General features: G+C 42.4%; 25 protein-coding genes and 1 pseudogene (1 of these 26 cut by a window edge). 19 read left to right on the forward strand and 7 right to left on the reverse strand.

Going from position 1 to position 19,519, the window contains the following annotated elements; all coding sequences use genetic code 11:
- Window positions 1-154: 154 nt before the first annotated feature.
- The 3 genes from MTTB_RS06135 to MTTB_RS06145 all read left to right on the forward strand — a co-directional run bounded on the left by MTTB_RS06135 (window position 155) and on the right by MTTB_RS06145 (window position 1,763).
- Complete coding sequence (locus tag MTTB_RS06135) at window positions 155-700, forward strand: MogA/MoaB family molybdenum cofactor biosynthesis protein (protein ID WP_248564137.1); 546 nt, start codon at window positions 155-157, stop codon at window positions 698-700.
- A 421-nt stretch (window positions 701-1,121) separates the two neighbouring features.
- Entirely contained in the window at window positions 1,122-1,262 is a 141-nt protein-coding gene (locus MTTB_RS06140) for a hypothetical protein (protein ID WP_248564138.1), read from the forward strand.
- Between the two features lie 24 nt (window positions 1,263-1,286).
- On the forward strand, window positions 1,287-1,763 hold the full coding sequence (locus MTTB_RS06145; protein ID WP_248564139.1) for a flavodoxin family protein: 477 nt from the start codon (window positions 1,287-1,289) through the stop codon (window positions 1,761-1,763).
- Here MTTB_RS06145 and tsaA read toward each other — a convergent pair.
- Window positions 1,760-2,158: a tRNA (N6-threonylcarbamoyladenosine(37)-N6)-methyltransferase TrmO gene (gene tsaA / locus MTTB_RS06150; RefSeq protein WP_248564140.1), complete on the reverse strand. Its 399-nt coding sequence runs from the start codon at window positions 2,156-2,158 to the stop codon at window positions 1,760-1,762. The two genes, MTTB_RS06145 and tsaA, sit on opposite strands and share 4 nt — an antisense overlap.
- Before the next feature lie 91 nt (window positions 2,159-2,249).
- Here tsaA and MTTB_RS06155 point away from each other — a divergent pair, with 91 nt between their 5' ends.
- The 6 genes and pseudogenes from MTTB_RS06155 to MTTB_RS06180 all read left to right on the forward strand — a co-directional run bounded on the left by MTTB_RS06155 (window position 2,250) and on the right by MTTB_RS06180 (window position 6,880).
- On the forward strand, window positions 2,250-2,936 hold the full coding sequence (locus tag MTTB_RS06155; protein ID WP_248564141.1) for an HAD family hydrolase: 687 nt from the start codon (window positions 2,250-2,252) through the stop codon (window positions 2,934-2,936).
- Window positions 2,921-3,754, forward strand: coding sequence for a dTDP-4-dehydrorhamnose reductase (gene rfbD / locus MTTB_RS06160; RefSeq protein ID WP_248564142.1), 834 nt, complete (start codon window positions 2,921-2,923; stop codon window positions 3,752-3,754). The genes MTTB_RS06155 and rfbD overlap by 16 nt, the downstream gene beginning before the upstream one ends.
- Window positions 3,751-4,617: pseudogene (rfbA, locus tag MTTB_RS06165) on the forward strand (glucose-1-phosphate thymidylyltransferase RfbA). The gene rfbD and the pseudogene rfbA overlap by 4 nt, the downstream one beginning before the upstream one ends.
- Before the next feature lie 7 nt (window positions 4,618-4,624).
- Window positions 4,625-5,182: a dTDP-4-dehydrorhamnose 3,5-epimerase gene (rfbC, locus tag MTTB_RS06170; protein WP_248565301.1), complete on the forward strand. Its 558-nt coding sequence runs from the start codon at window positions 4,625-4,627 to the stop codon at window positions 5,180-5,182.
- A gap of 11 nt (window positions 5,183-5,193) precedes the next feature.
- Window positions 5,194-6,204 (forward strand): dTDP-glucose 4,6-dehydratase, encoded by a 1,011-nt coding sequence (gene rfbB, locus MTTB_RS06175; RefSeq protein WP_248564143.1) that lies wholly within the window; start codon window positions 5,194-5,196, stop codon window positions 6,202-6,204.
- Entirely contained in the window at window positions 6,170-6,880 is a 711-nt protein-coding gene (locus MTTB_RS06180) for a class I SAM-dependent methyltransferase (RefSeq protein ID WP_248564144.1), read from the forward strand. The genes rfbB and MTTB_RS06180 overlap by 35 nt, the downstream gene beginning before the upstream one ends.
- On the opposite strand, the gene MTTB_RS06185 is transcribed toward MTTB_RS06180, so the two are convergent.
- Window positions 6,858-9,437: an ATP-dependent helicase gene (locus MTTB_RS06185; protein ID WP_248564145.1), complete on the reverse strand. Its 2,580-nt coding sequence runs from the start codon at window positions 9,435-9,437 to the stop codon at window positions 6,858-6,860. The genes MTTB_RS06180 and MTTB_RS06185 overlap by 23 nt on opposite strands.
- A gap of 2 nt (window positions 9,438-9,439) precedes the next feature.
- Window positions 9,440-10,180, reverse strand: a complete 741-nt coding sequence (locus MTTB_RS06190; RefSeq protein WP_248564146.1) for a metallophosphoesterase — start codon at window positions 10,178-10,180, stop codon at window positions 9,440-9,442.
- Window positions 10,181-10,542: 362 nt separating this feature from the next.
- Here MTTB_RS06190 and MTTB_RS06195 point away from each other — a divergent pair, with 362 nt between their 5' ends.
- A complete protein-coding gene (locus tag MTTB_RS06195) occupies window positions 10,543-11,052 on the forward strand; it encodes a HEAT repeat domain-containing protein (RefSeq protein ID WP_248564147.1) in 510 nt (169 codons plus the stop codon).
- On the opposite strand, the gene MTTB_RS06200 is transcribed toward MTTB_RS06195, so the two are convergent.
- Window positions 11,049-11,834 (reverse strand): carbon-nitrogen hydrolase family protein, encoded by a 786-nt coding sequence (locus tag MTTB_RS06200; RefSeq protein ID WP_248564148.1) that lies wholly within the window; start codon window positions 11,832-11,834, stop codon window positions 11,049-11,051. The genes MTTB_RS06195 and MTTB_RS06200 overlap by 4 nt on opposite strands.
- A gap of 194 nt (window positions 11,835-12,028) precedes the next feature.
- On the opposite strand from MTTB_RS06200, the gene MTTB_RS06205 reads away from it, so the two are divergent.
- Window positions 12,029-12,877: an AAA family ATPase gene (locus MTTB_RS06205; RefSeq protein WP_428343363.1), complete on the forward strand. Its 849-nt coding sequence runs from the start codon at window positions 12,029-12,031 to the stop codon at window positions 12,875-12,877.
- 129 nt (window positions 12,878-13,006) lie between these two features.
- The gene (locus MTTB_RS06210; RefSeq protein ID WP_248564149.1) at window positions 13,007-14,101 is read left to right on the forward strand and encodes a vWA domain-containing protein; all 1,095 of its coding nucleotides are present in this window, start codon (window positions 13,007-13,009) and stop codon (window positions 14,099-14,101) included.
- Here the strand turns inward: MTTB_RS06210 and nucS are convergent.
- Window positions 14,085-14,858, reverse strand: coding sequence for an endonuclease NucS (gene nucS, locus MTTB_RS06215; protein ID WP_248564150.1), 774 nt, complete (start codon window positions 14,856-14,858; stop codon window positions 14,085-14,087). The two genes, MTTB_RS06210 and nucS, sit on opposite strands and share 17 nt — an antisense overlap.
- Window positions 14,859-14,921: 63 nt before the next feature.
- Here nucS and MTTB_RS06220 point away from each other — a divergent pair, with 63 nt between their 5' ends.
- On the forward strand, window positions 14,922-15,653 hold the full coding sequence (locus tag MTTB_RS06220) for a hypothetical protein (protein ID WP_248564151.1): 732 nt from the start codon (window positions 14,922-14,924) through the stop codon (window positions 15,651-15,653).
- Window positions 15,654-15,736: 83 nt separating this feature from the next.
- Window positions 15,737-16,285 carry a M48 family metallopeptidase gene (locus MTTB_RS06225; RefSeq protein ID WP_248565303.1) on the forward strand — a complete coding sequence of 183 codons (549 nt, stop codon included), beginning with the start codon at window positions 15,737-15,739 and terminating at the stop codon, window positions 16,283-16,285.
- Here the strand turns inward: MTTB_RS06225 and MTTB_RS06230 are convergent.
- Window positions 16,272-16,613, reverse strand: a complete 342-nt coding sequence (locus tag MTTB_RS06230; protein WP_248564152.1) for a hypothetical protein — start codon at window positions 16,611-16,613, stop codon at window positions 16,272-16,274. The genes MTTB_RS06225 and MTTB_RS06230 overlap by 14 nt on opposite strands.
- Window positions 16,614-16,692: 79 nt before the next feature.
- On the opposite strand from MTTB_RS06230, the gene MTTB_RS06235 reads away from it, so the two are divergent.
- From MTTB_RS06235 to MTTB_RS06250, 4 genes are read left to right on the forward strand one after another with little or no spacing between them, the layout of a single operon-like run.
- A complete protein-coding gene (locus MTTB_RS06235; RefSeq protein ID WP_248564153.1) occupies window positions 16,693-16,908 on the forward strand; it encodes a ferredoxin in 216 nt (71 codons plus the stop codon).
- A gap of 3 nt (window positions 16,909-16,911) precedes the next feature.
- Entirely contained in the window at window positions 16,912-17,877 is a 966-nt protein-coding gene (locus MTTB_RS06240) for an alpha/beta fold hydrolase (protein ID WP_248564154.1), read from the forward strand.
- Window positions 17,878-17,888: 11 nt separating this feature from the next.
- Complete coding sequence (locus tag MTTB_RS06245; protein WP_248564155.1) at window positions 17,889-18,167, forward strand: DUF5750 family protein; 279 nt, start codon at window positions 17,889-17,891, stop codon at window positions 18,165-18,167.
- 33 nt (window positions 18,168-18,200) lie between these two features.
- Complete coding sequence (locus MTTB_RS06250) at window positions 18,201-18,647, forward strand: HIT family protein (protein ID WP_248564156.1); 447 nt, start codon at window positions 18,201-18,203, stop codon at window positions 18,645-18,647.
- Here MTTB_RS06250 and MTTB_RS06255 read toward each other — a convergent pair.
- Complete coding sequence (locus MTTB_RS06255) at window positions 18,640-19,047, reverse strand: demethoxyubiquinone hydroxylase family protein (RefSeq protein WP_248564157.1); 408 nt, start codon at window positions 19,045-19,047, stop codon at window positions 18,640-18,642. The two genes, MTTB_RS06250 and MTTB_RS06255, sit on opposite strands and share 8 nt — an antisense overlap.
- A gap of 96 nt (window positions 19,048-19,143) precedes the next feature.
- Here MTTB_RS06255 and MTTB_RS06260 point away from each other — a divergent pair, with 96 nt between their 5' ends.
- Window positions 19,144-19,519, forward strand: the start of a protein-coding gene (locus MTTB_RS06260) for a DUF362 domain-containing protein (RefSeq protein ID WP_248564158.1). The gene runs 728 nt beyond the window's last position; 376 of the gene's 1,104 nt are visible here — the first part of the coding sequence; its start codon is at window positions 19,144-19,146; the stop codon falls past the right edge of the window.

Raw genomic sequence — 19,519 nt, forward strand, 5'->3', positions numbered from 1 at the left:
GTTAGGACATTCAAACTTATTTTGGTCGTCCAACTTGGAATCGAAGCCGCCTCCAATCCAAAGAAAAACCCTACCCCCACCATTCTACTATAACTATACTATTCCCCCTTTTGATAATAAAAACCTTCATGGATTAAGAATAAGGGTTTTGGCTATGAAGAGTAAGACAATGGAAGAGCATAAAAAAACGGCACCATCCATGATAAGATGTGCTATAATAACCCTAAGTGACTCCCAGTCACGGGAATATGGAACAGTTGAAAGACCACCATCCACCGACACCTCAGGCCAGCTACTCTACGAAAATCTAAAGGAGAAATATCAACTTATAGGATACAAGCTTATAGGTGATGATCCGAAGAGTCTCATATCAGCAGTGAATGAAATGATCCGCAAGGGTGCCATGGTAATATTCACAACTGGTGGTACAGGGATCGGGAAAAGGGATATTACCATTGAAACCTTAAGGGGATTATTCGAAAAAGAATTGGAAGGTTTCGGGGAGATCTTCAGATACGAATCATATAGAGAGTTAGGGGCTGGCGCGATCCTAACAAGGGCCACTGCAGGCATATACAAGGATTCTCTTATCATAGCACTCCCAGGCTCCCCCAATGCTGTTAAGATGGGGTTAAATATTATCCTGGATGAGCTCGGACATATCATCAAACATGTAATGGAACACACAAAAAACCGTTAAGTTTATATATGAGAACCTTCCAAGATAGGAATGCAACTTCACCCCCCCAACAACTATTTTTTTTGTTGCAAATACAGTGGCTTCCAGAGAGGGGAGACGCTTACACCTCCCCCCCAACGAAATAACTTTTCACCCCAAAAAAAAAAAAAAAAGAAATACTCTGGAAGCCACCACCCCCCAATATTTTAACCCTATCGGCAAGAAATCCCCCTATGGGGATGAAAGCCCAAAAGATACTTTTTACTTCCAGGTAGGAGGATGCGGTGTCTCATCATCCTGTAAAATTGTAGGGTGGATGGGTAGGTTTTGGGACGACCCAGAATTCGCACCTGTTAGGGTGATGCTACAGGTCGTCTGTGAAGCAGGCCTCCAATAGCTGGTGGCAGATTATCCTTATCTGTGAGAACTCCCCATATGGGGGGTGAAAGCCAAAAAATATATAACCTATAATAAAAAGATTATAACCATAAAAATACCTGGTACGGGACTGGGACGGTCCTCTGAGCCTGTGGAGATGAAAAAACTCATCATTGAAGCAGGAAACCCCCCAATGGGGGGGTAGTCCACAAACAAAAAATATTGTAACATGAAAATCCTAGTAATATATTATTCCCGGAGTGGGAATACCCAAAAGATTGGGGAAAAAATAGCATCAGAACTTGGATGCGACATCGAAAAAATAGAGGATACACAAGACCGTTCAGGGATAATAGGATTCCTAAGATCAGCATACCAGGCCATAAGGGGAAAAGACACAACATTAAAACCCTATAATAAAAACCCCCAAGACTATGACCTTGTAATCATAGGGACACCCATATGGGCCAGTAGACCATCAATCCCCATAAGCACCTACCTAAAAGAAAACAAGGGAAAATTTAAGGACGTGGCTTTCTTCTGCACCTATCGTGGCACAGGACTCAAGGATACGATAGAGGCCATGAAAGAGATAACAGGCAAGGAACCAACCGCAACCCTAGATGTTACAGATTCAGAGATAAAAAAAGGAGCCTATGATCATAAGATAGAATCCTTCATAAAAAATGTTAAAAAAGGGGGTTAGGGCGAGTCTATATCCCTAAAGTAGGGTTTTATGTCAATGACATAGGAACCATCAACAGCATCCAAACCCCTAACAGTAAGATCACAACCCTCCAACTTCTTCAATTCAACAAGACACAAACCTATCGGATTAGGCCTTGAAGGGGCTCTAGTCGAGAAAACACCCCTCTTTTTCCCGCCACCCCGTGGTATAACCTTAAGAATGTTACGCTCAGCCCGGTCCAACCAATATAGGATGAAAAAATGTTTATATCTTATTATACCATCCAGGGCCTCCTGGAATTCCGGGAAAATATGGATCACACTATCCTCCCTAGCATATATTCCCTGTGAAGGAGCCTCCGAAACATCCTTATAGGGTGATCTCACAACACCAACAGGTTTTAAAACTATCATCCCAACCACACTCCTAGTCCCCCAAAATTATAAACCTAGTATACTCATAATATCCTATTGGACTCTAAAAAAACCATAGGGTAGTATTATTATGGTGGTCTTATTTGATATTGATAAAACATTACTCATAGGTTCACATTGCCACTTTCACTCATTCAAACAAGCATTCAAAGACCTCTACGGGGAGAATATCACATTAGACATCCCCAATCTCCAGGGCATGACAGATAAACAGATAATATACCATGTTGCGAAGAAAAATAGTATAAAAATCAGCGACTTCAACGATATCATAGATAGGATAGTTGAACACTATAAGGAGAACGTGAAAAGGGAAAAAATAAGACCCCTCAGAGGAACCAGAGAAGTGCTAAACATCCTAGAGGATATGAGGATCCCCACGGGGATAGTCACGGGTAACATAGAGGAAATAGCATGGATCAAACTCAAAAAGGCAGGATTCAGCGACTATTTCGGCTTCGGAGCATTTGGGGATGAAGGATGCCAGAGAAGCACCCTACTAGGACTAGCCCTTAAAAGAGCGGGGAAAATCCACAATAAAATAAACCCCAAAGAAAGCATAATGGTAGGGGACACCCCAAGGGACATCCAAGCCGGGAAAAAAGTGGGTACAATCACAGTCGGCGTGGCCACAGGAGACTTCACCATAGAAGATCTAAAAAAGGCCGGAGCAGACCACGTGCTTAAAAGCCTAGAAGAGAAGGAAAAATTCATAAGAATAATCCAAAAAAACATGATAACATGCGAATATTCATAACCGGTGCCACCGGCATGCTCGGCAACGACCTAGTAAAAGTACTCTCAGATGATCATAAAATAATCACAAAAAGAGTGGAAATCACCAGCCTAGAGGATATAGTAGATTTTATCTGCAACTCCAAACCAGATGCTATAATACACACAGCAGCATTCACAGACGTTGACGCCGCAGAATCAGCCAAGGACAAAGCCTACAAAGTTAACGTCATCGGCACAAGGAACGTTACATTAGCCGCCTCCAAGGTCAAAGCCCCAATAATCTACATATCAACCGATTACATCTTCGATGGTGAAAAAAGTGAAGGCTATTACGAATTCGACAAACCAAACCCTATAAACTTCTATGGACTCACCAAATACCTTGGAGAAGTATGTGTAAGGAACCTTACAAACAAATTCTACATTGTAAGAACATCATGGCTATTCGGAGAACATGGGAGAAACTTTGTAAAGACAATCCTAGAATTGGCCGAGGAAAATGAAAAAATACAAGTAGTCGATGACCAGATAGGATCCCCAACTTACACCCTAGACCTCGCAGAGGCCATAAGGGAACTCATTAAAAAACCAGCCTATGGCATCTACCATATAACCAACAGCGGCCATTGTTCATGGTATGAATTTGCAAAAGAAGTGTTTAAAGAGGCTGAAATTAACATAAAATTAGAAGCGGTCTCCAGTAACGAGTTCAAAAGGCCCGCCAGGAGGCCCAAATGCTCCATCCTAAAAAACTATAACTGGAAGATGGAAGGATTCCCCACCCTAAGAGACTACAGGGTGGCCCTCAAAGAATATCTTAGGGGGTTGAAATTTTGAAGGGGATAGTACTCGCCGGGGGGTCCGGCACCCGCCTCCACCCGGTAACAAGGGCTGTTTCAAAACAATTACTCCCAGTATATGATAAGCCAATGATATATTACCCACTATCTGTTCTGATGCTTGCAGGTATAAAAGACATCCTCATAATATCAACACCCAGGGACCTGCCACTCTACAAGGACCTTCTAGGCGACGGGGGCCAGTTTGGTGTTAAATTTTCATATAAGATCCAAGAGGAGCCCCGGGGGATAGCGGACGCATTCCTAGTAGGGGAAGATTTCATCGACGATGAAAAAGTAGCCCTCATACTCGGTGATAACATATTCTACGGTCATCGTTTCACTGAAATACTTGAAAGGGCCGCCTCGCTCAGGGAAGGTGCTGTAATCTTCGGCTACTATGTTAAGGATCCGAGGGAGTTCGGCGTGGTTGAATTCGATGATGAGGGGAATGTCATATCATTAGAGGAGAAACCTGAAAAGCCAAAGTCGAATTATGTTGTCCCAGGTTTATACTTTTATGACAATCAAGTGGTTGAGATCGCCAAGGAGATAAGACCATCTGATAGGGGTGAACTAGAGATAACATCAGTAAACCAAGCCTACCTTAAAATGGGGAAATTAAAGGTTGAAATACTTGGAAGGGGGATGGCCTGGTTGGATACCGGGACTCCAATTGGATTGATAGAGGCAAGTAGTTTCGTCGAAACCATACAGAGAAGACAAGGATTCTATATAGCATGCCTCGAGGAGATAGCATACAATAAAGGGTGAATAGATAAAGAAAAAGTCCTCGAACAAGCAGAGAAGCTTAAAAATACAGATTATGGAAGATACCTGGCCGATCTTGTGCGAGAGTGATGAAATGGTGGGAAAATTCAATTTCACCCCTACAAAACTTGAAGGCGCCCTTATCATCGAACCACTGGTCTTCGAGGATGAAAGAGGATACTTCATGGAAACATATAATATGAAAGAATTCGAGGAGGCCGGAGTACAAATAAAATTTGTCCAAGATAATGAATCAAAATCAAAGAAGGGAGTCTTAAGGGGTTTGCATTTCCAGTATAAGAAGCCCCAGGGCAAACTTGTAAGGGCCATAAAAGGGAGGATCTTCGATGTTGCAGTGGACCTCCGCAAAAACTCGCCAACATATGGAGAATGGGAAGCTGTCATATTATCAGAGGAGAACAAAAAACAATTCTACATCCCTGAAGGATTCGCACACGGTTTCCTAGTCCTCTCAGATTATGCTATAGTCAATTACAAGTGCACAGAACTTTACCATCCAGAATATGAGGGTGGCATACGCTGGGATGACCCCACCCTATCCATCAAATGGCCCCTAGACCAGGTAGATAAGATTATAATCTCAGAAAAGGATGAAAATTGGAAGACCCTAAAGGAGAAGCCCATAAGATTATAGGCTGATAAAAAATGAGGATTATAGTAACTGGTGGCGCCGGTTTCATAGGAAGCAACTTCATAAAATACATGTTAAAGGAGCACCCCCAATATGAGATAATAAATTTGGACGCTCTCACATACTGTGGAAACCTTGAAAACCTCCAAGGAGTTGAGGATAATCCAAACTACAAGTTCGTGAAAGGTGATATCACAGACAAGAGGCTGGTGGATGATCTCACCCAAGGAGCTGACGTTATAATAAACTTCGCAGCCGAATCACATGTTGACAGGAGCATCCAAGACCCTAGTAAATTCCTCAAAACCAATGTAATAGGGACACAAACACTACTCGAAGCCGCTAAAAAACATAATATACAAAAATATATACAAATATCAACAGATGAAGTATACGGGTCCTGTGAAAAATGCTATTTCACCGAGGAAACACCATTAGCACCTAACAGTCCATATGCTGCGAGTAAAGCCTCAGCCGACCTATTTGTAAGAGCATACCATAAAACCTACAACCTCCCAGTAAATATCACACGTTCATCCAACAATTACGGCCCCTACCAGTTCCCAGAAAAATTCATACCACTCATAATAACAAACGCACTCGAAAACAAACCCATACCAATCTACGGTGACGGGATGAACATAAGAGACTGGATCCACGTATATGATCATTGCAGGGCCATAGACCTAGTACTCCACCATGGACGCCAAGGAGAAATCTACAATATCGGCGGGGGTAACGAGAAAAGGAACATAGAAGTTGTGAAGCTCATCCTAGAAATACTTGGAAAGGATGAATCCCTTATAAGATTCGTGGAGGACAGGCCAGGCCATGATCGGAGATATGCCATGGACTCCAAGAAGATAAAAAGAGAACTTGGATGGAAGCCAACATACAAATTCAGGGAAGGACTAGAAGAGACAATAAAATGGTACACACAGAACAGGAGATGGTGGGAGAATATAAAAACCGGCGAATACCAAGAATATTATGAAAAAATGTATGGAAAACGGTTATATGATTAAAGGGCCATTATTCACGGGGAGAACATGCCAAGAATACATTCAAATGTTCAATTTAAACCTTAAAAGGCTAAGGGGTAAAAGCATCCTTGATTGCGCCGCGGGTGCGAGCTCATTCACCCCAATAATGCACAGTCTAGGATTTGACGTGAAGGCAACAGACACCTTTTACGATAAAAGCCCCAGGATACTATATCAGATGTGCGCAGAACACCTAAAAACCCTCAAAAAAGCCCTCAAGGAAAAAGGCTCCTATATTTGGAAATTTTATAAAAACCCCGAAGAGATGTTCAGGGAACGTTTAAAAGCTTGTAAGATCTTCATATCAGATTATAGGATAGGTAAGGGTGAAAGGTATATAATGGCCGATATCAGGAAACTCCCATTCCCAGATGACAGCTTCCATCTTGTGCTCTGCTCCCACCTACTCTATATCTATGATCACAGACTTGACTGGAAATTCCACCTAGACAGTATCAACGAAATGTTAAGGGTCTCAAAGAATGAAGTGAGAATATACCCCCTTGTAAAGGAGGATGGTAGAAACTCCATCTACCTGAAACGGACATTAAAAAATCTCCAAGGAAAAGTTGATGCCAAACTAGAAAAGGTGGATTACATTTTCAGACCATCAGCAGATAAGATGCTCCGCCTAATCAAGTCTTTATCTGCTCTATGATGGCCTCATGCATCCTTTTTATGAATTCTATCCTCTCCTCATATTTTAGAACATCAAGGTACCCCTGTGCGACTAGGTTGAATGCGAATGGTGACGGTATCCTCGTGTCCACCTTCTCTATCCTCATCACACCCCCCTTTATCCATTTAAGGATCCTCTTAGCATTCTTTATATCCATGTAATCTTCTAGGACTTCCCTTCTCGCCTCTTTTAATATTGGGAAGTTTTCATCCAATTCCTTAACGAAATTTAATAATATCCTGCTTTTTACCTGTTGCCTCCCAACAGATTTTTCCCTCCCCTTATAGCGGCGCAGTATCATGAGTGAACGCGCAGCACAGTGCCTGAACCTACTAATTAAGGTTTCTGTCTTGTCAATAGCCTCTGTAAGGATCCTCCGCAAGTTTTCAGGGTCTAATCTTTGTAATGATTCTAATCCACCCATCTTACCATCAGAACTCAAATAAAATCCATTATCCGTTACTGATATCATAACATCCCTTTTGTATTTTCTTGCGATGATATATGCTATGGCACGAGATAATGCATCGTTAACCCGTCTGCCGAATAAACCATGGAATACTATGAACCTCCTCCCCCCAAATCCCTTATAGAATTCAACAAGTAAACGACGCTTACTAGGTATCCTCGCATAGAGGTATTGTTCCCTGAAATACTGGTAGATAGCATGGGCTGCATTATAATCAACGTGAAGATAATCCATTATAAACTCTATTATCTCATCCTTACTCTTCCCATACTGGAACTTAGCATCTATGATATCCCTGAAACGTTGTATATCAACTGCAAGGTCAAATGAGAGTGGTAATTGTTCCGAGAACCATGACGGTATTGTTGGGGGTCCTGAGGCAGGGGTTACATTAACCGTCATACCCCTTGAATAATTAAACCTGTAAATTTTACCCCCCAGTACGAAGGTGTCGCCTTTCCGTAGCTTCTCAAGGAATTCCTCATCTATTCTACCAACAACCTCCCCTTTACATTTCACCACAGCAGAACTCCTGTCGGGTATTGTGCCAATATTCGTGGAATAGAGCATCCTTGCAAGTTTTCCGCGGCGTCCGAACTCCCCACCTTCATGGTCTAACCAGATCTTAGCATAAACATAACGTTCCTCCAAGTCCGCATACTCCCCTGCAAGATACCTCAGAACCTTCATATAATCTTCCCTTGAAAGGTTCCGGTAGCAATAGCTTCTCCTCACAACCTCCAGGGCATATTCAATATCCCATCTGTGTTCTATGGCCATCCCATACAAGTGCTGAGCTAATACATCCAAACAATTTTCTGGTATGTCTATTTCATCAATTTTGCCTTCGAGACAATCCTTAAGTATCATAGCACATTCGATCAGATCATCCCTATCAGTTACTATGATACGACCCTTGGATTTTTCATGTAGACGATGCCCACTCCTTCCTATGCGCTGCAATGCCCTTGAAACAGACTTAGGCGAACTTAAGAGTATGACGAGGTCGATGTATCCAATGTCTATTCCAAGCTCCAGTGACGTTGATGATACAACCGCCTTTAGTTTGCCTTTCTTCAGTCTATCCTCGGCTTTTAGTCTTAGTTCCCTTGAGAGGGATGAGTGGTGGGCCATTATATTATCATCAGTGTATTTGTTGGGGAAACGACTCTTCAGGTTGTAGACTACGCTTTCCGTGCCACTGCGGGTGTTGGTGAATATTAAGGTTGTCTTATGTTCGCTTATAAGCTCGTCAAGTATATCATAGATGGCATTGTTAACTTCTTCAGGGTCTGCGGCTACTATATCATCCACCGGACATATGAGTTCTAGGTCCAATTTTTTCCTATAATCTACGTCGATTATTAGACAATCACGGGGCTTACCCTCCTGGTATCCCACGAGGAATTTCGCCACCCTCTCCAGTGGGTGTACGGTAGCTGATAATCCTATCCTTGTGAAGTCTCCTATAATGTGCTGTAAACGTTCCAAGGTTAATGAGAGGTGAACTCCCCTCTTGTTATCTGCCAGGGCGTGTATCTCATCAACTATAACATACTTTACATGGGAAAGTTTTCTTTTGAACTTTGGGGCTACGAGTATAATTGAGAGCGTCTCAGGGGTTGTGATGAGTATATGCGGGGGTTTCCTGAGCATCCTTGAACGTTCGCTCTGTGTCGTGTCACCCGTCCTAACAGCCTTTCTTATACCAAGTTTTTTCCCCGCTATCCTTTGGATCTCCTTAAGGGGCTCGTCAAGGTTCTTTTCTATATCATTATCAAGGGCCTTAAGGGGTGATACATAAATACAATAGATCTTATCTTCTAATTCCCCCTTTTCCGCTAGTCTGGTTAATTCGCTTATTATGGATAAGAATGCTGTGAGTGTTTTACCCGAACCTGTGGGTGAGGATATCAGCACGTTTTTCCCATTGTGTATTTCCTTTATAGCATACCTTTGGGCTTCCGTGAAATCCTCAAACCGGCTTTTGAACCATTTCCTAACCCACGGGTGGAGTATATCGTATATCTCCTCGGAGTCGTACTTTTTCTCTTGTTTTTTTATCATCCTCATCCCCCTTCCCTCATGATCCTCGCAACCTCCCCGAACGTCCCGAAATCGAACACTTTGAAATCCTCCACAGCATATACCCTGAACTTTGATAGTTCGCTTTCTTTCAGAAATGGTGAGATTATGGCCTCATGTAGTATGTCAGATCCCTCTGTCACGAAATTGAATGATGGCATAACAACCAATTTTTCACCACGAAATGGACCTATAAGGTAACATTTAACCTTCTCTATCCTCTCCCCACTCCTAAGGCCTATGCAAGGGTGTTCGTGGCCGATTATTATCGTCCGGGTTTCTATCCTCTCGGGGATGAAATGGCCGTGGGTTATGAGATGATCCTGGAATTTCAAAGACTCTAATATTTTAAAGTTTTTCAACTGTGATATGTAGGGTATGATAGGATCGTGGTTGCCCTTTATTAAGATGATATTATTGAAATTCTCTTCCAGGTGATCTAGTAGTCTTTTAAGTTCCCTGTTTTCCTGGTAGGTGACCCTTCCAAACTCGTGTTTCAGGTCACCATTTATTATAATGTTCTCAGCACCCGAGGATTCCCTGATCCTATCAATCCTATCCAATATCTTCTCGAATTGGAAACTGGGGAGCATGAAACCTTCCCTGTTAAGATACTGTTCATATCCTAGGTGTAGGTCTGCGATTATCATAGTATCCTCTATCAAGAGTGCCAAGTCGCAAATTTCAAGATCCTCAGTTATGAAGGTGCTGATCTTCTCCACCACCAATATCACTTTTATATGGGGGTGCGAATCTAAGAAAATAGTGAAAGGGTTGCGATTCTACAATCCTTAACCAGAAAAAATTACATCATCTAACCCTCTCTCCAAGTCCTCTGAGGGGGAAAGTCTTACTATAAGTACCTCTTATTATTCTAGTTCTTATATTTTATGGAATATTCTATCCGTCAAAATCTTAACGGACCCACCCACCCCTCAATAGGGGGGATCCTGTAGAGGGTTGGGGACCCCCACACTCCAAGGTTAGTCCTCATACAAGATCCAAGATAGGATGGGGGAAGATTTTATATTATCATAAACTCCTAATGGAATTAATCCAAAAATAATCTTAGGGAGGTTTGCCCCCATTGGTTAATGATAAACATAAGATGATTAATAATCTTCCATGCACCCCTAAATCAGTTGATGTTCTTATCAAACTTCTCGAAGACGAAAGCCACCCTATAAGGTTTGCCGCGGCCGAAAAATTAGCCGAATTCGGTGATATATCCATTGATAGGCTCCTTGAGATGTTAGATGAGAAAAAAGGGCCTGTGAAGAGGTATATTATATTTGCGCTTAAGAAGATTGGCGATCCCAAGGTTACGGACCATTTTATTAAAGCACTTGAAGATGAAGATTGGGGTGTTAGGAAGTTCGCCGCACGTGCCCTTGGAGAATTAGGCGATAAAAGAGCCGTGGAACCCCTTATTAAAGCACTTGAAGATGAAGATTGGGGTGTGAAACTTGCGGCTTTAAGGTCCCTCGGCGACCTGAAGGATGAACGGGCGATAGAACCCATAAAAAAGGCGAGGAGAAAGGGTGATAAGGAATTTAAAAAGGCTGCTAACCAAGCTTTAAAGAAGATCCAATCCTAATACTTGTAGATTTCCGGGCGCCTATTTTCCAAGAGTGGTAATCTCCTCCTAACCTCTTCCACCTGTGAAAGGTCTATCTCAACGTTTTTAATGGTTTCACCAGCACCAGCCTCATATATGACAGACCCCCACGGATCCACAACCATTGAATGGCCATAGGCCACATACTCAGCCCTTTTATCACGCGCCGGGGACACTGCAACCACAAAAACTTGGTTATCTATCGCCCTAGCCCTTATCAGCGTCTCCCAGTGGGCGGGGCCCGTTACCATGTTAAAAGCACCGGGGAATACGAGTATCCCAGCCCCCCGGAGCGTCATAATCCTTGAAAGTTCCGGGAATCTTATATCATAACATATGCCCACCCCTATCCTCGTATGGCCTATTCTAACTACTGTAGGTGTCCTTCCAGGTAACAGTGTGTCTGATTCCTTGAAGGTTATCCTCCCAGGGATGTTTATATCAAACAAGTGGATCTTCCGGTGTTTTCCTATAACCTCACCCCATGGGTCTATGATGAACGACGTGTTATATACGCCCCTTTTTGTTCTTTCAGGTACTGAACCCGCTATGATATAAACTTGGAGTTCCCTCGCAATCTCCCCCAGTCTAGTTATTGTAGGACCCTCCTGTGTCTCAGCATATTCCCGGAATCTACTATTATCATAGGGGCAGTTAAACATCTCAGGGAGTATCACGGTCTCGGATCCCATCTCGGCGAGTTCTCTGATCATCTTCTCCGCCCTTTCAATATTTTCCTCCTTTCTGTCCACAACCCTCATCTGGCATAATCCCAAATTCATTTAAACCCCTACCAGGCAAATCATCTCCCACACACCAGGCAATCTAAAAATGCCCTCCCATGGGGGGAGATTCCATCCCCACTTTTTTTAGAGTGTAAAAAATAATATATTAGTAATTATATAACAAATTAATCCAGGATAAATTGTCCCCCAGAGTCCTAGGAGTAGTGATTATGGACCCCTACAGTGAAATGGAGAGTATAAGGGAGTCTCTGCGACGCGAAGGTTATATAGCCGATGACGATATCCTAGTCACCATATTCCTAGCCCTTAATCTGAAGAAGCCCATCCTAGTGGAAGGACCCCCAGGCACTGGTAAGACAGAACTTGCAAAAAAGGTTGCCAGTGCATTTGATCTAGACTTTTTCAGGATCCAATGCTATGAAGGTATAACCTTCGAACAGATCGTTGGCGAGTGGAATTACCAGAAACAACTTTTAACACTTGAAAAGGCTAGGATAACCGGCGTTGATGAGGATGTTTTCCAGGAAGATTTCTTCATCAAAAGACCCCTACTTTCAGCTTTCATAAATGACAAGCCATCCCTCATACTCATAGATGAGATAGACAAGGCCGACGAGGAAGTTGAAAGTTTCCTCCTCCAAGCCCTCGGCGAGAAACAGATTACAGTTAACGACCTTGGAACATTCGAATTAGAAAATGACCTAATGGTAATCCTAACATCTAATTCCCAGAGAAACCTCCTCGATGAGACCAGAGACCGATGTCTATACCTCTACATCGACTATCCAAGCCCTGAAAAGGAAATAGAGATAGTGAAGGCCCAGGTCCCATCAGCACCCCAAAAACTTATAAAAGAGGTTGTAGAGGCTATCCACGAGATAAGAAAGTTGAACGTGATGAAAAAGCCATCCATAAGAGCTACCATAGACTGGGTTAAAACATTACTAGTCCTTGGGATGGAAAGCCTAAACAAGAAAACATTTGAAGAGACCATCGGAGTAGTATTCAAAAACAAACATGATAAAGAAAAGGCCATGGATTTGAATCTCCGCAAATGAGGATAAAACCAGATAAACCCCCCCACACAGGCCAGACCTTCCACTATTTTATCCAAACCCTAATTTTAGAAAAAACCGCCAATGGACTTTACCCCCCCAAAATGGAAAGCGTCTTAAAGGTGAATTCCCATGAAGATATTGGAGCTTTCCCAAGCTCTCAGAGAAAAAGGAATACCAGTAAGTATAAGGAGCACAAAACTGGCTTATTTCGTATATGACATCTTCAAAGGGGGGGCCCATCTCAAGGAGGCTCTTGCATCTGTTTATGTGAAAGATAAAAGGCAATTAGAGGCCTTTGAAGAAGCCTTCAATGAAGTCTTCCATGGAAAAGAAAAAGGTGAAGTAGAGGAGATAAAATTAAAAACCAGGACGGATTCTGGGATAAAAGTTGAAACCCCTGATGAAATGGTCCTGGTCGAAGAGAAGATAGACTTCCAGCCCCCAATCATGGACCTTCCCCATCTTGACAAGGATGAAAGATCACTCCTTGAAATGGACGTTAGCAAACTAGACTTCTTCGACACTAGGATATTCGAGTTATGCAAAAAACTCGGTCTTAAAATCGCCAATAGACGCTCCAGGAGATTTAAAGGTTCAAAGGTTGGCCGCCCCGATATAAGGAAGAGTATACGTAAAAACCTTAAATATGGTGGCGCGCTCATAGAACTCATCAATAAAAAGCCCTCCATTAAAAAGAGTCAACACATTTTCCTATGTGATGTTAGCGGCTCCTGTGACTGGATAAGTAACTGGTTTTTTTGCATAGTCTACGCTGCACAACACACATTCTATAACTCACGTTTCTTCGACTTTGACAATAAAATCGTTGAAACAACAAAGGCACTCCAAGAAGAAGATCTCCTAGCAGCTTTCCAGAACCTGAGGGTTTCCAGGCAACAGAATATGATGCTACATGGCACATCTAACATGTACACCGCCTTTAAGGAATTCAAGGAGAAGGTTGTGTTCCCACCACGCTCCTACATTATAATATTAACTGATTGTCGCGACTGGGCCGGGCCGCGTGAAGATGGCGTCCCATTAAGTGCCAGGGTCCTTGAGGAGCTCTGTCAACGTTGCCGTAAAGTTCTAATATTGAATCCCGAGGACAAGAACAAGTGGGATGTTGTTGACAGTTGCGTCTCATATTATATAGATGCAGGTGCCAGCGTAAAAGAGGTTAGGAATCTCAGACAACTTGCAGAGATTATCGAGAAGATATAAACTTGTCAAGGGTCATCCTATGGTCCTTTTTCAACTCCTGTGGGGGTTCTAGGCTCTTAAATTCTAGGCCTTCTGCTTCTAACAGTTCCCTGGCATCATGGGTTATTGATGGGGCGACTAAAACACCCCTTACACCATGTTTATCATCCTTGAAATCCTCCAAGTATCTTTTAAGTTGCCTCACAGCACTAATACCAGCCCTTCTACTCTTTAACTCCAACACCATTAATGAGCCGTTCTCATCCTTCCCCAGGATGTCTATGAAACCATTTGATGTCTGATACTCCCTTGTTATGGGCTTGAAGCCCTTTTCGATGATATCAGGAGATTCTAATATGAGCTGGCGCATGTCTTCTTCATGGCCCGCCACTTCCAATTCATGGATGTCCCTGGCAAGGTAATATGAGATGGTATGGGCCCGTTCTATTTCCACTGTGAGTTTCTCTGCTGGTTTCCTCCTTATACTCTCAACTAGGATCTTCCCATCATCTTCTATTTTCACCCTCACCTTCGATCCTGGGGGTTGCCAGTTAACTGGTTCAACTTTCCGATCCTGGTGTATCAGAAATGACCCATCAGGTTTTATTATTATAAGCCTCTCCCCAGGGCCTAGTCTGCTCCTGGCACGACCATAATAACATACCCTGCAACAGGAGAATATTAGGATCATGGCCCTTTTACGGAGGCCCTCTTCTATTATCTTGTAGGTTTGCTCGCCTGTAGGATTCTCTAGGCTTGTGAATCTCCTATTAGTCATTCAATCACTTTATATAATGCTTGGTACTTATATACTCTAAAGTTTCCCCACGTGGGGGATAGGATGTTAAAGGAGTTTGTTATAGAAGCCGAGATCGCCCCTGCATATTATGTGGACCTTTTAGAGTTTATACTCAGGTATTCTGATTTCAAGGATGCTAGGATAACATATGATAGGCTGGTTTTCACTCTGGAGCATCCCCATGGGGTTATAAATGGTGATTTGAGGGTTGGTGAGAAGATCAGGATAATCTTCACCTATCCTCCCGGCCTAGAGGATAAGGTGGAGGAATTATATGATGATATTTTTTTCCTAATACAATTATTTGGGGAGGAGTTAAGAGAGAGCACATTATATTTTGCATGGGTGGAAGGACAGGACATAATCCCTGAGAAACCCTCCTCATTAACTAGGAGAATATCTAAGATTCTCTTCGGCAGCAACCTGTTAGTTCTCTTCATCATCTTCCTCGTTATTAATATTATATTGTTCATCCTATTTGGGTTATATGCTGTTATTATAATCCTGCTTATGCAATTTTCCATCGTACTATTATCTGACAGGTTATATTCGATTATGGGTGAATGGCGGATAACACCCGAAAACCCATTTTGTCATATACTAATGTACCAGTTACCAGGTAGGGATTTCAAGTTTTTCAAGGAAGTTTGCGGAGACCTTCTGATTAATATAAAAAGGGAAATCTATGATAAGTCCCTTGTATTGGGTGAGCCGCCACTTGCGAGCTTGGCAGGGACGTTCTCAGAGGGTATGGTTTTGAGTGCACACCATTAAATGAAAAATCCAAGATAATAAACGTTTACGATCTTGTCAAAACCGCAGCTTCCAAGTTCAGCATCCCCACACCCAAGATAATAATCTCCAATACCATGCTCCCCAATGCCGCTGCCACGGGTCCCAGTCCACGCAGGGGCCTCATACTCTTAACAACCGGCCTTTTAACCCGCTTGGATGATGAGGAGTTGCTCAGTGTTATAGGTCATGAGTTAGCCCATCTTATGGGAAAGGACCCCATAATACTCTTTGGTATAATAGCCGGGGAGTTTATATTAAGGTTGACCGTCCTGTTACCTATCGTGGCCATGGCACCACTATTGTATGTCCTCATCATATTTTGGCTGATATTCTTCGTGGCGAAATTTTTCGAAGCCAGGGCGGATCTTTTATCCGCGATTATTATTGGAAGATCTGATAAGCTTGCAATGGCACTCCAGAAGATAGGGTATAGGAGGTTTGAGAGGGGTGCTGATAGGATATTCTCATGGCTTTTCTGGGATCCCCATCCACCATTATATTTCAGGATAAGGAGGTTGAAGAAGCTTAAAATTAGAAAAGTTAAAAGTCCATTCTTTGAATCTGCAAGGGATGTTATACAGGGTTTCATAGATTCTATCAGATCCTCCTGATGAGTTTTTCAATGTCGAGTTTGTTAAGGTCCCATGAATCCCTCATCCCATACCTCTTAGCTATGAATTCAACATCCTCCTTATTCAAGATATGATGGAATAAATCCTCTGATTTCTCCACCCTAAAGTTTATGATCCTCTCTAATTCGAGTATGGCCTCCTTTATGATCTCCTCGGATCCTGGACTTTTAAGGAGTCTTCTAACAGCCTCTGATTTTATAGGTGGAGCATAATCAAAGAATCCCTTTAGATGCTTCTGGTGGGAGATGAACTTGTATAAGATTATCAGCTTATCCTGCAATTCCTTGGCTTCAATCCTATTTAACATCAGGGATCCCACCACACAAGGTTAAGTGTTTTTATTATCTTCTTCCCACCAATATAGTATATAGTAGGGGGGTCTGTTATTGTATCTTTTAGAACTTGATCGTACAATGTGTGTTTCTTGTGGTACTTGTATTGATATATGCCCTGAAGTTTTCGAATTTGCCGATGACGAGCTCTCATCGATAAAAGGTGTTGAACTCTCGGACTTGCAGGAATTGGAGATGGATGATCCGCTATGCACTATAGATGCTATGGAGAATTGTCCAAGTGGTGCTATAAGCGTCCATGGGGGGTGATGGATGATCAGAGCCTCATATTTCACCCTCCCAGAGTTCACATTCGAATCTGGTGAAACACTAAAAAAACCTAGGATAGAATATACGTGTATAGGAACCCCAAAGGTTGACCCTGACGGTTTTATCACTAATGGTCTTCTCCACATACATGGGTGGAGCGGAGACTACTCATCAGTAAAAAGATTAACACCCCTAATAGGAGAGGGCAAACCCCTGGATGATTTCTTTATAATAGCCCCAACATCCCTAGGGTCTCCAGGGTCGAGTTCACCGTCAACAAGCGGCCTCGGAGCCGAATTCCCCCAGTATACCATCAAGGATATGGTTAATTTCCACCACGAGTTTATCAGGAGAAAATTCAAAATCCGGAAACTTAAGGGTGTTATTGGCGCGTCCATGGGGGGTTTCCAAGCCCTCCAATGGGGTGTATCCTATCCAGATTTCATGGATTTCCTAGTGTTGCTTGTTACAACATTCAAGGTTAGGGGCATTAACTATGCCATCTTCAAATATATGAACAAGCTTATAAAAGCAGATCCAGCCTATAAAGGTGGAAGATACGAGGAAAATCCCCCCATAGGAACCTGCCTCGCTTCAATGTTCATGTACTTTTATGGGTTCTCAAGGGAATACTATAACAGCTTAGATAATACGGAGCTCCAAGCCTCCATGATAAAAGCCGGAAAAGAGGGCATGGAACTTGATGCGAATGATATCATATGGAGGAACAATGCTGCCATGGGATTCGACCTAGAAGATCAACTAGAGAATATCAGGGCAGATACCCTCGTTGTGGGTATCAAAGAGGACCAGTACTTCCCACCATCCACTGATACCATCCCACTTTCAGAGAAAATCAAAAATTCAAAATTGGTTGTATATGAATCAACCTGCGGACATCTTGGAGTTAACGAACTCGAAAAGATCCAAGGGGAACTTAAAAGGTTCATAGGATCCCCACACTACTAGTGGAGGCTAACATGAAAGTTAAGATTGTTGATTTCGGCTTTGATGAAAGAAAATCCCTAAATTATATAAGATATCTTGTACTTGGACTTAAAAGAAGCCTAGCAGAAAAACTTTCAAGGAAACTCGAAGAAGAAACAGAGATACAAGACGACAAATTATTGATAACAGTATACTACGAGGACAAATATTATCCTCTCGGCTCCGAGGAGGCTGAAACCCGCCTCGAGGATTTCATAGCAAGGGAGGAGATAGAAATGACAATTTACCTTTCAAGCCTCCTCGAAGACTAGATCCTCCACAAATCAAGGGGGGTTTGTCCACCCATGAAACTAGATGAATACAATTTTGGCGATTACCTTTATGAAAGAGACTATTGGATCGTATTCTTGTCACCCAACCAAGGTAACCTTGGAAGCTGCGTGGTGGTCTTGAAAAGGAGGGAGGAATTCCTAGGTAACATAAGGGAGGAAGAATGGATAGAATTGCGGCTTATCATAAAAGAGCTTGAAAGAGCCGTTAAAAAGGCCTTTGGGGCCACCCTGTTCAATTGGGGGTTCTTGATGAACACGTTCTACCGTAAGAATAGTCCCCCACCATGGCTCCACTGCCACTTCATTCCAAGATATGATCATAAAGTCGAAGTTAATGGAGAGATATTCGAAGATCCATACTTTGGTTACATGAGACCATGGGGGCCTATTAAAATATCCAGGAGGACCCGGGAGATTATAAAAGAAAAAATACTTGAAAATATAAGTGATCTCATTTGAGCTTTTCTAATTTTTCCTTGAATTCTCTCCTGTGCCTTTTTTCCTCATCTATTATATGCCTTAGAACCCCCACAACCTCCTCGTCATCTATCAACCTTATATGTTCCTCATATTCTTCTATACCCTCCGTTTCCTTTTGTATTTGAACCCTGAGAGCATCTTTTATGTCTTCTTCCATATATTCTATTTTTCCGATTTCCATTGATGGTCTACCACCCCTTTTTGTTATCAGGTCGGCGAGCCACCACATGTGTCTCATTTCATCCGCTGCAACACCCTCAGTTAACCTGCTTATCTCACAATCATCCATTACAAAAGCATTATAAGTGTATAACATTGTAGCTTCAAGTTCTCCTTTAAAGTCAATGTTTAAGAGTTTTATTATTTCACGGTTATCCATCCAATCCCCCCAAAAAGTTTTGATAAAATTATTATCTATCCCCCCATATTATAATTTAAGGTGGAAGCATTGAAGTATAGGCTGTGGTGATCTATTATGGCCTCCAAGGTTTATTTTGCAGATTTAAGGGCTAGGTCGGCTGATGAGAATAAAGGGAGCAAAATGCAGGAACTCTTTAACAGGGTATACGATGGGATGTTCTCAGAGGATGATCTGGTGGCTGTGAAGGTCCATTTTGGTGAAAGGGGTAACGAATCCTTTGTAAGTCCAGTACTTTTAAGGTATATCGTGGACAAGGTCAAAGAAAACACAAGGAAGGTTTTCCTAACAGATACCAACACCCTATACTATGGTTCAAGGCATGACTCAGTCGATCACCTTGTCACCGCGATACTAAACGGTTTTGATTATGCTGTTGTAGGAGGCCCGACAATAATCGCAGATGGGCTAAAAGGTGGAAATGAAAGGATCG

Origin of the sequence: Methanothermobacter tenebrarum (assembly GCF_023167465.1) — an archaeon.
In the GTDB taxonomy this organism is placed as follows: domain Archaea; phylum Methanobacteriota; class Methanobacteria; order Methanobacteriales; family DSM-23052; genus Methanothermobacter_A; species Methanothermobacter_A tenebrarum.

Coding starts and splice junctions, on each gene's coding strand:
- MTTB_RS06185 (WP_248564145.1), bottom strand. CDS start 9,437: ATGATAAAAAAACAAGAGAAAAAGTACGACTCCGAGGAGATATACGAT.
- MTTB_RS06245 (WP_248564155.1), top strand. CDS start 17,889: ATGAAAGTTAAGATTGTTGATTTCGGCTTTGATGAAAGAAAATCCCTA.
- MTTB_RS06230 (WP_248564152.1), bottom strand. CDS start 16,613: ATGTTAAATAGGATTGAAGCCAAGGAATTGCAGGATAAGCTGATAATC.
- MTTB_RS06220 (WP_248564151.1), top strand. CDS start 14,922: ATGTTAAAGGAGTTTGTTATAGAAGCCGAGATCGCCCCTGCATATTAT.
- rfbB (WP_248564143.1), top strand. CDS start 5,194: ATGAGGATTATAGTAACTGGTGGCGCCGGTTTCATAGGAAGCAACTTC.
- MTTB_RS06155 (WP_248564141.1), top strand. CDS start 2,250: ATGGTGGTCTTATTTGATATTGATAAAACATTACTCATAGGTTCACAT.
- rfbD (WP_248564142.1), top strand. CDS start 2,921: ATGCGAATATTCATAACCGGTGCCACCGGCATGCTCGGCAACGACCTA.
- MTTB_RS06135 (WP_248564137.1), top strand. CDS start 155: ATGAAGAGTAAGACAATGGAAGAGCATAAAAAAACGGCACCATCCATG.
- MTTB_RS06205 (WP_428343363.1), top strand. CDS start 12,029: ATGGACCCCTACAGTGAAATGGAGAGTATAAGGGAGTCTCTGCGACGC.
- MTTB_RS06180 (WP_248564144.1), top strand. CDS start 6,170: ATGAAAAAATGTATGGAAAACGGTTATATGATTAAAGGGCCATTATTC.
- tsaA (WP_248564140.1), bottom strand. CDS start 2,158: ATGATAGTTTTAAAACCTGTTGGTGTTGTGAGATCACCCTATAAGGAT.
- nucS (WP_248564150.1), bottom strand. CDS start 14,858: ATGACTAATAGGAGATTCACAAGCCTAGAGAATCCTACAGGCGAGCAA.
- MTTB_RS06145 (WP_248564139.1), top strand. CDS start 1,287: ATGAAAATCCTAGTAATATATTATTCCCGGAGTGGGAATACCCAAAAG.
- MTTB_RS06240 (WP_248564154.1), top strand. CDS start 16,912: ATGATCAGAGCCTCATATTTCACCCTCCCAGAGTTCACATTCGAATCT.
- MTTB_RS06210 (WP_248564149.1), top strand. CDS start 13,007: ATGAAGATATTGGAGCTTTCCCAAGCTCTCAGAGAAAAAGGAATACCA.
- MTTB_RS06255 (WP_248564157.1), bottom strand. CDS start 19,047: ATGGATAACCGTGAAATAATAAAACTCTTAAACATTGACTTTAAAGGA.
- MTTB_RS06200 (WP_248564148.1), bottom strand. CDS start 11,834: ATGAGGGTTGTGGACAGAAAGGAGGAAAATATTGAAAGGGCGGAGAAG.
- MTTB_RS06250 (WP_248564156.1), top strand. CDS start 18,201: ATGAAACTAGATGAATACAATTTTGGCGATTACCTTTATGAAAGAGAC.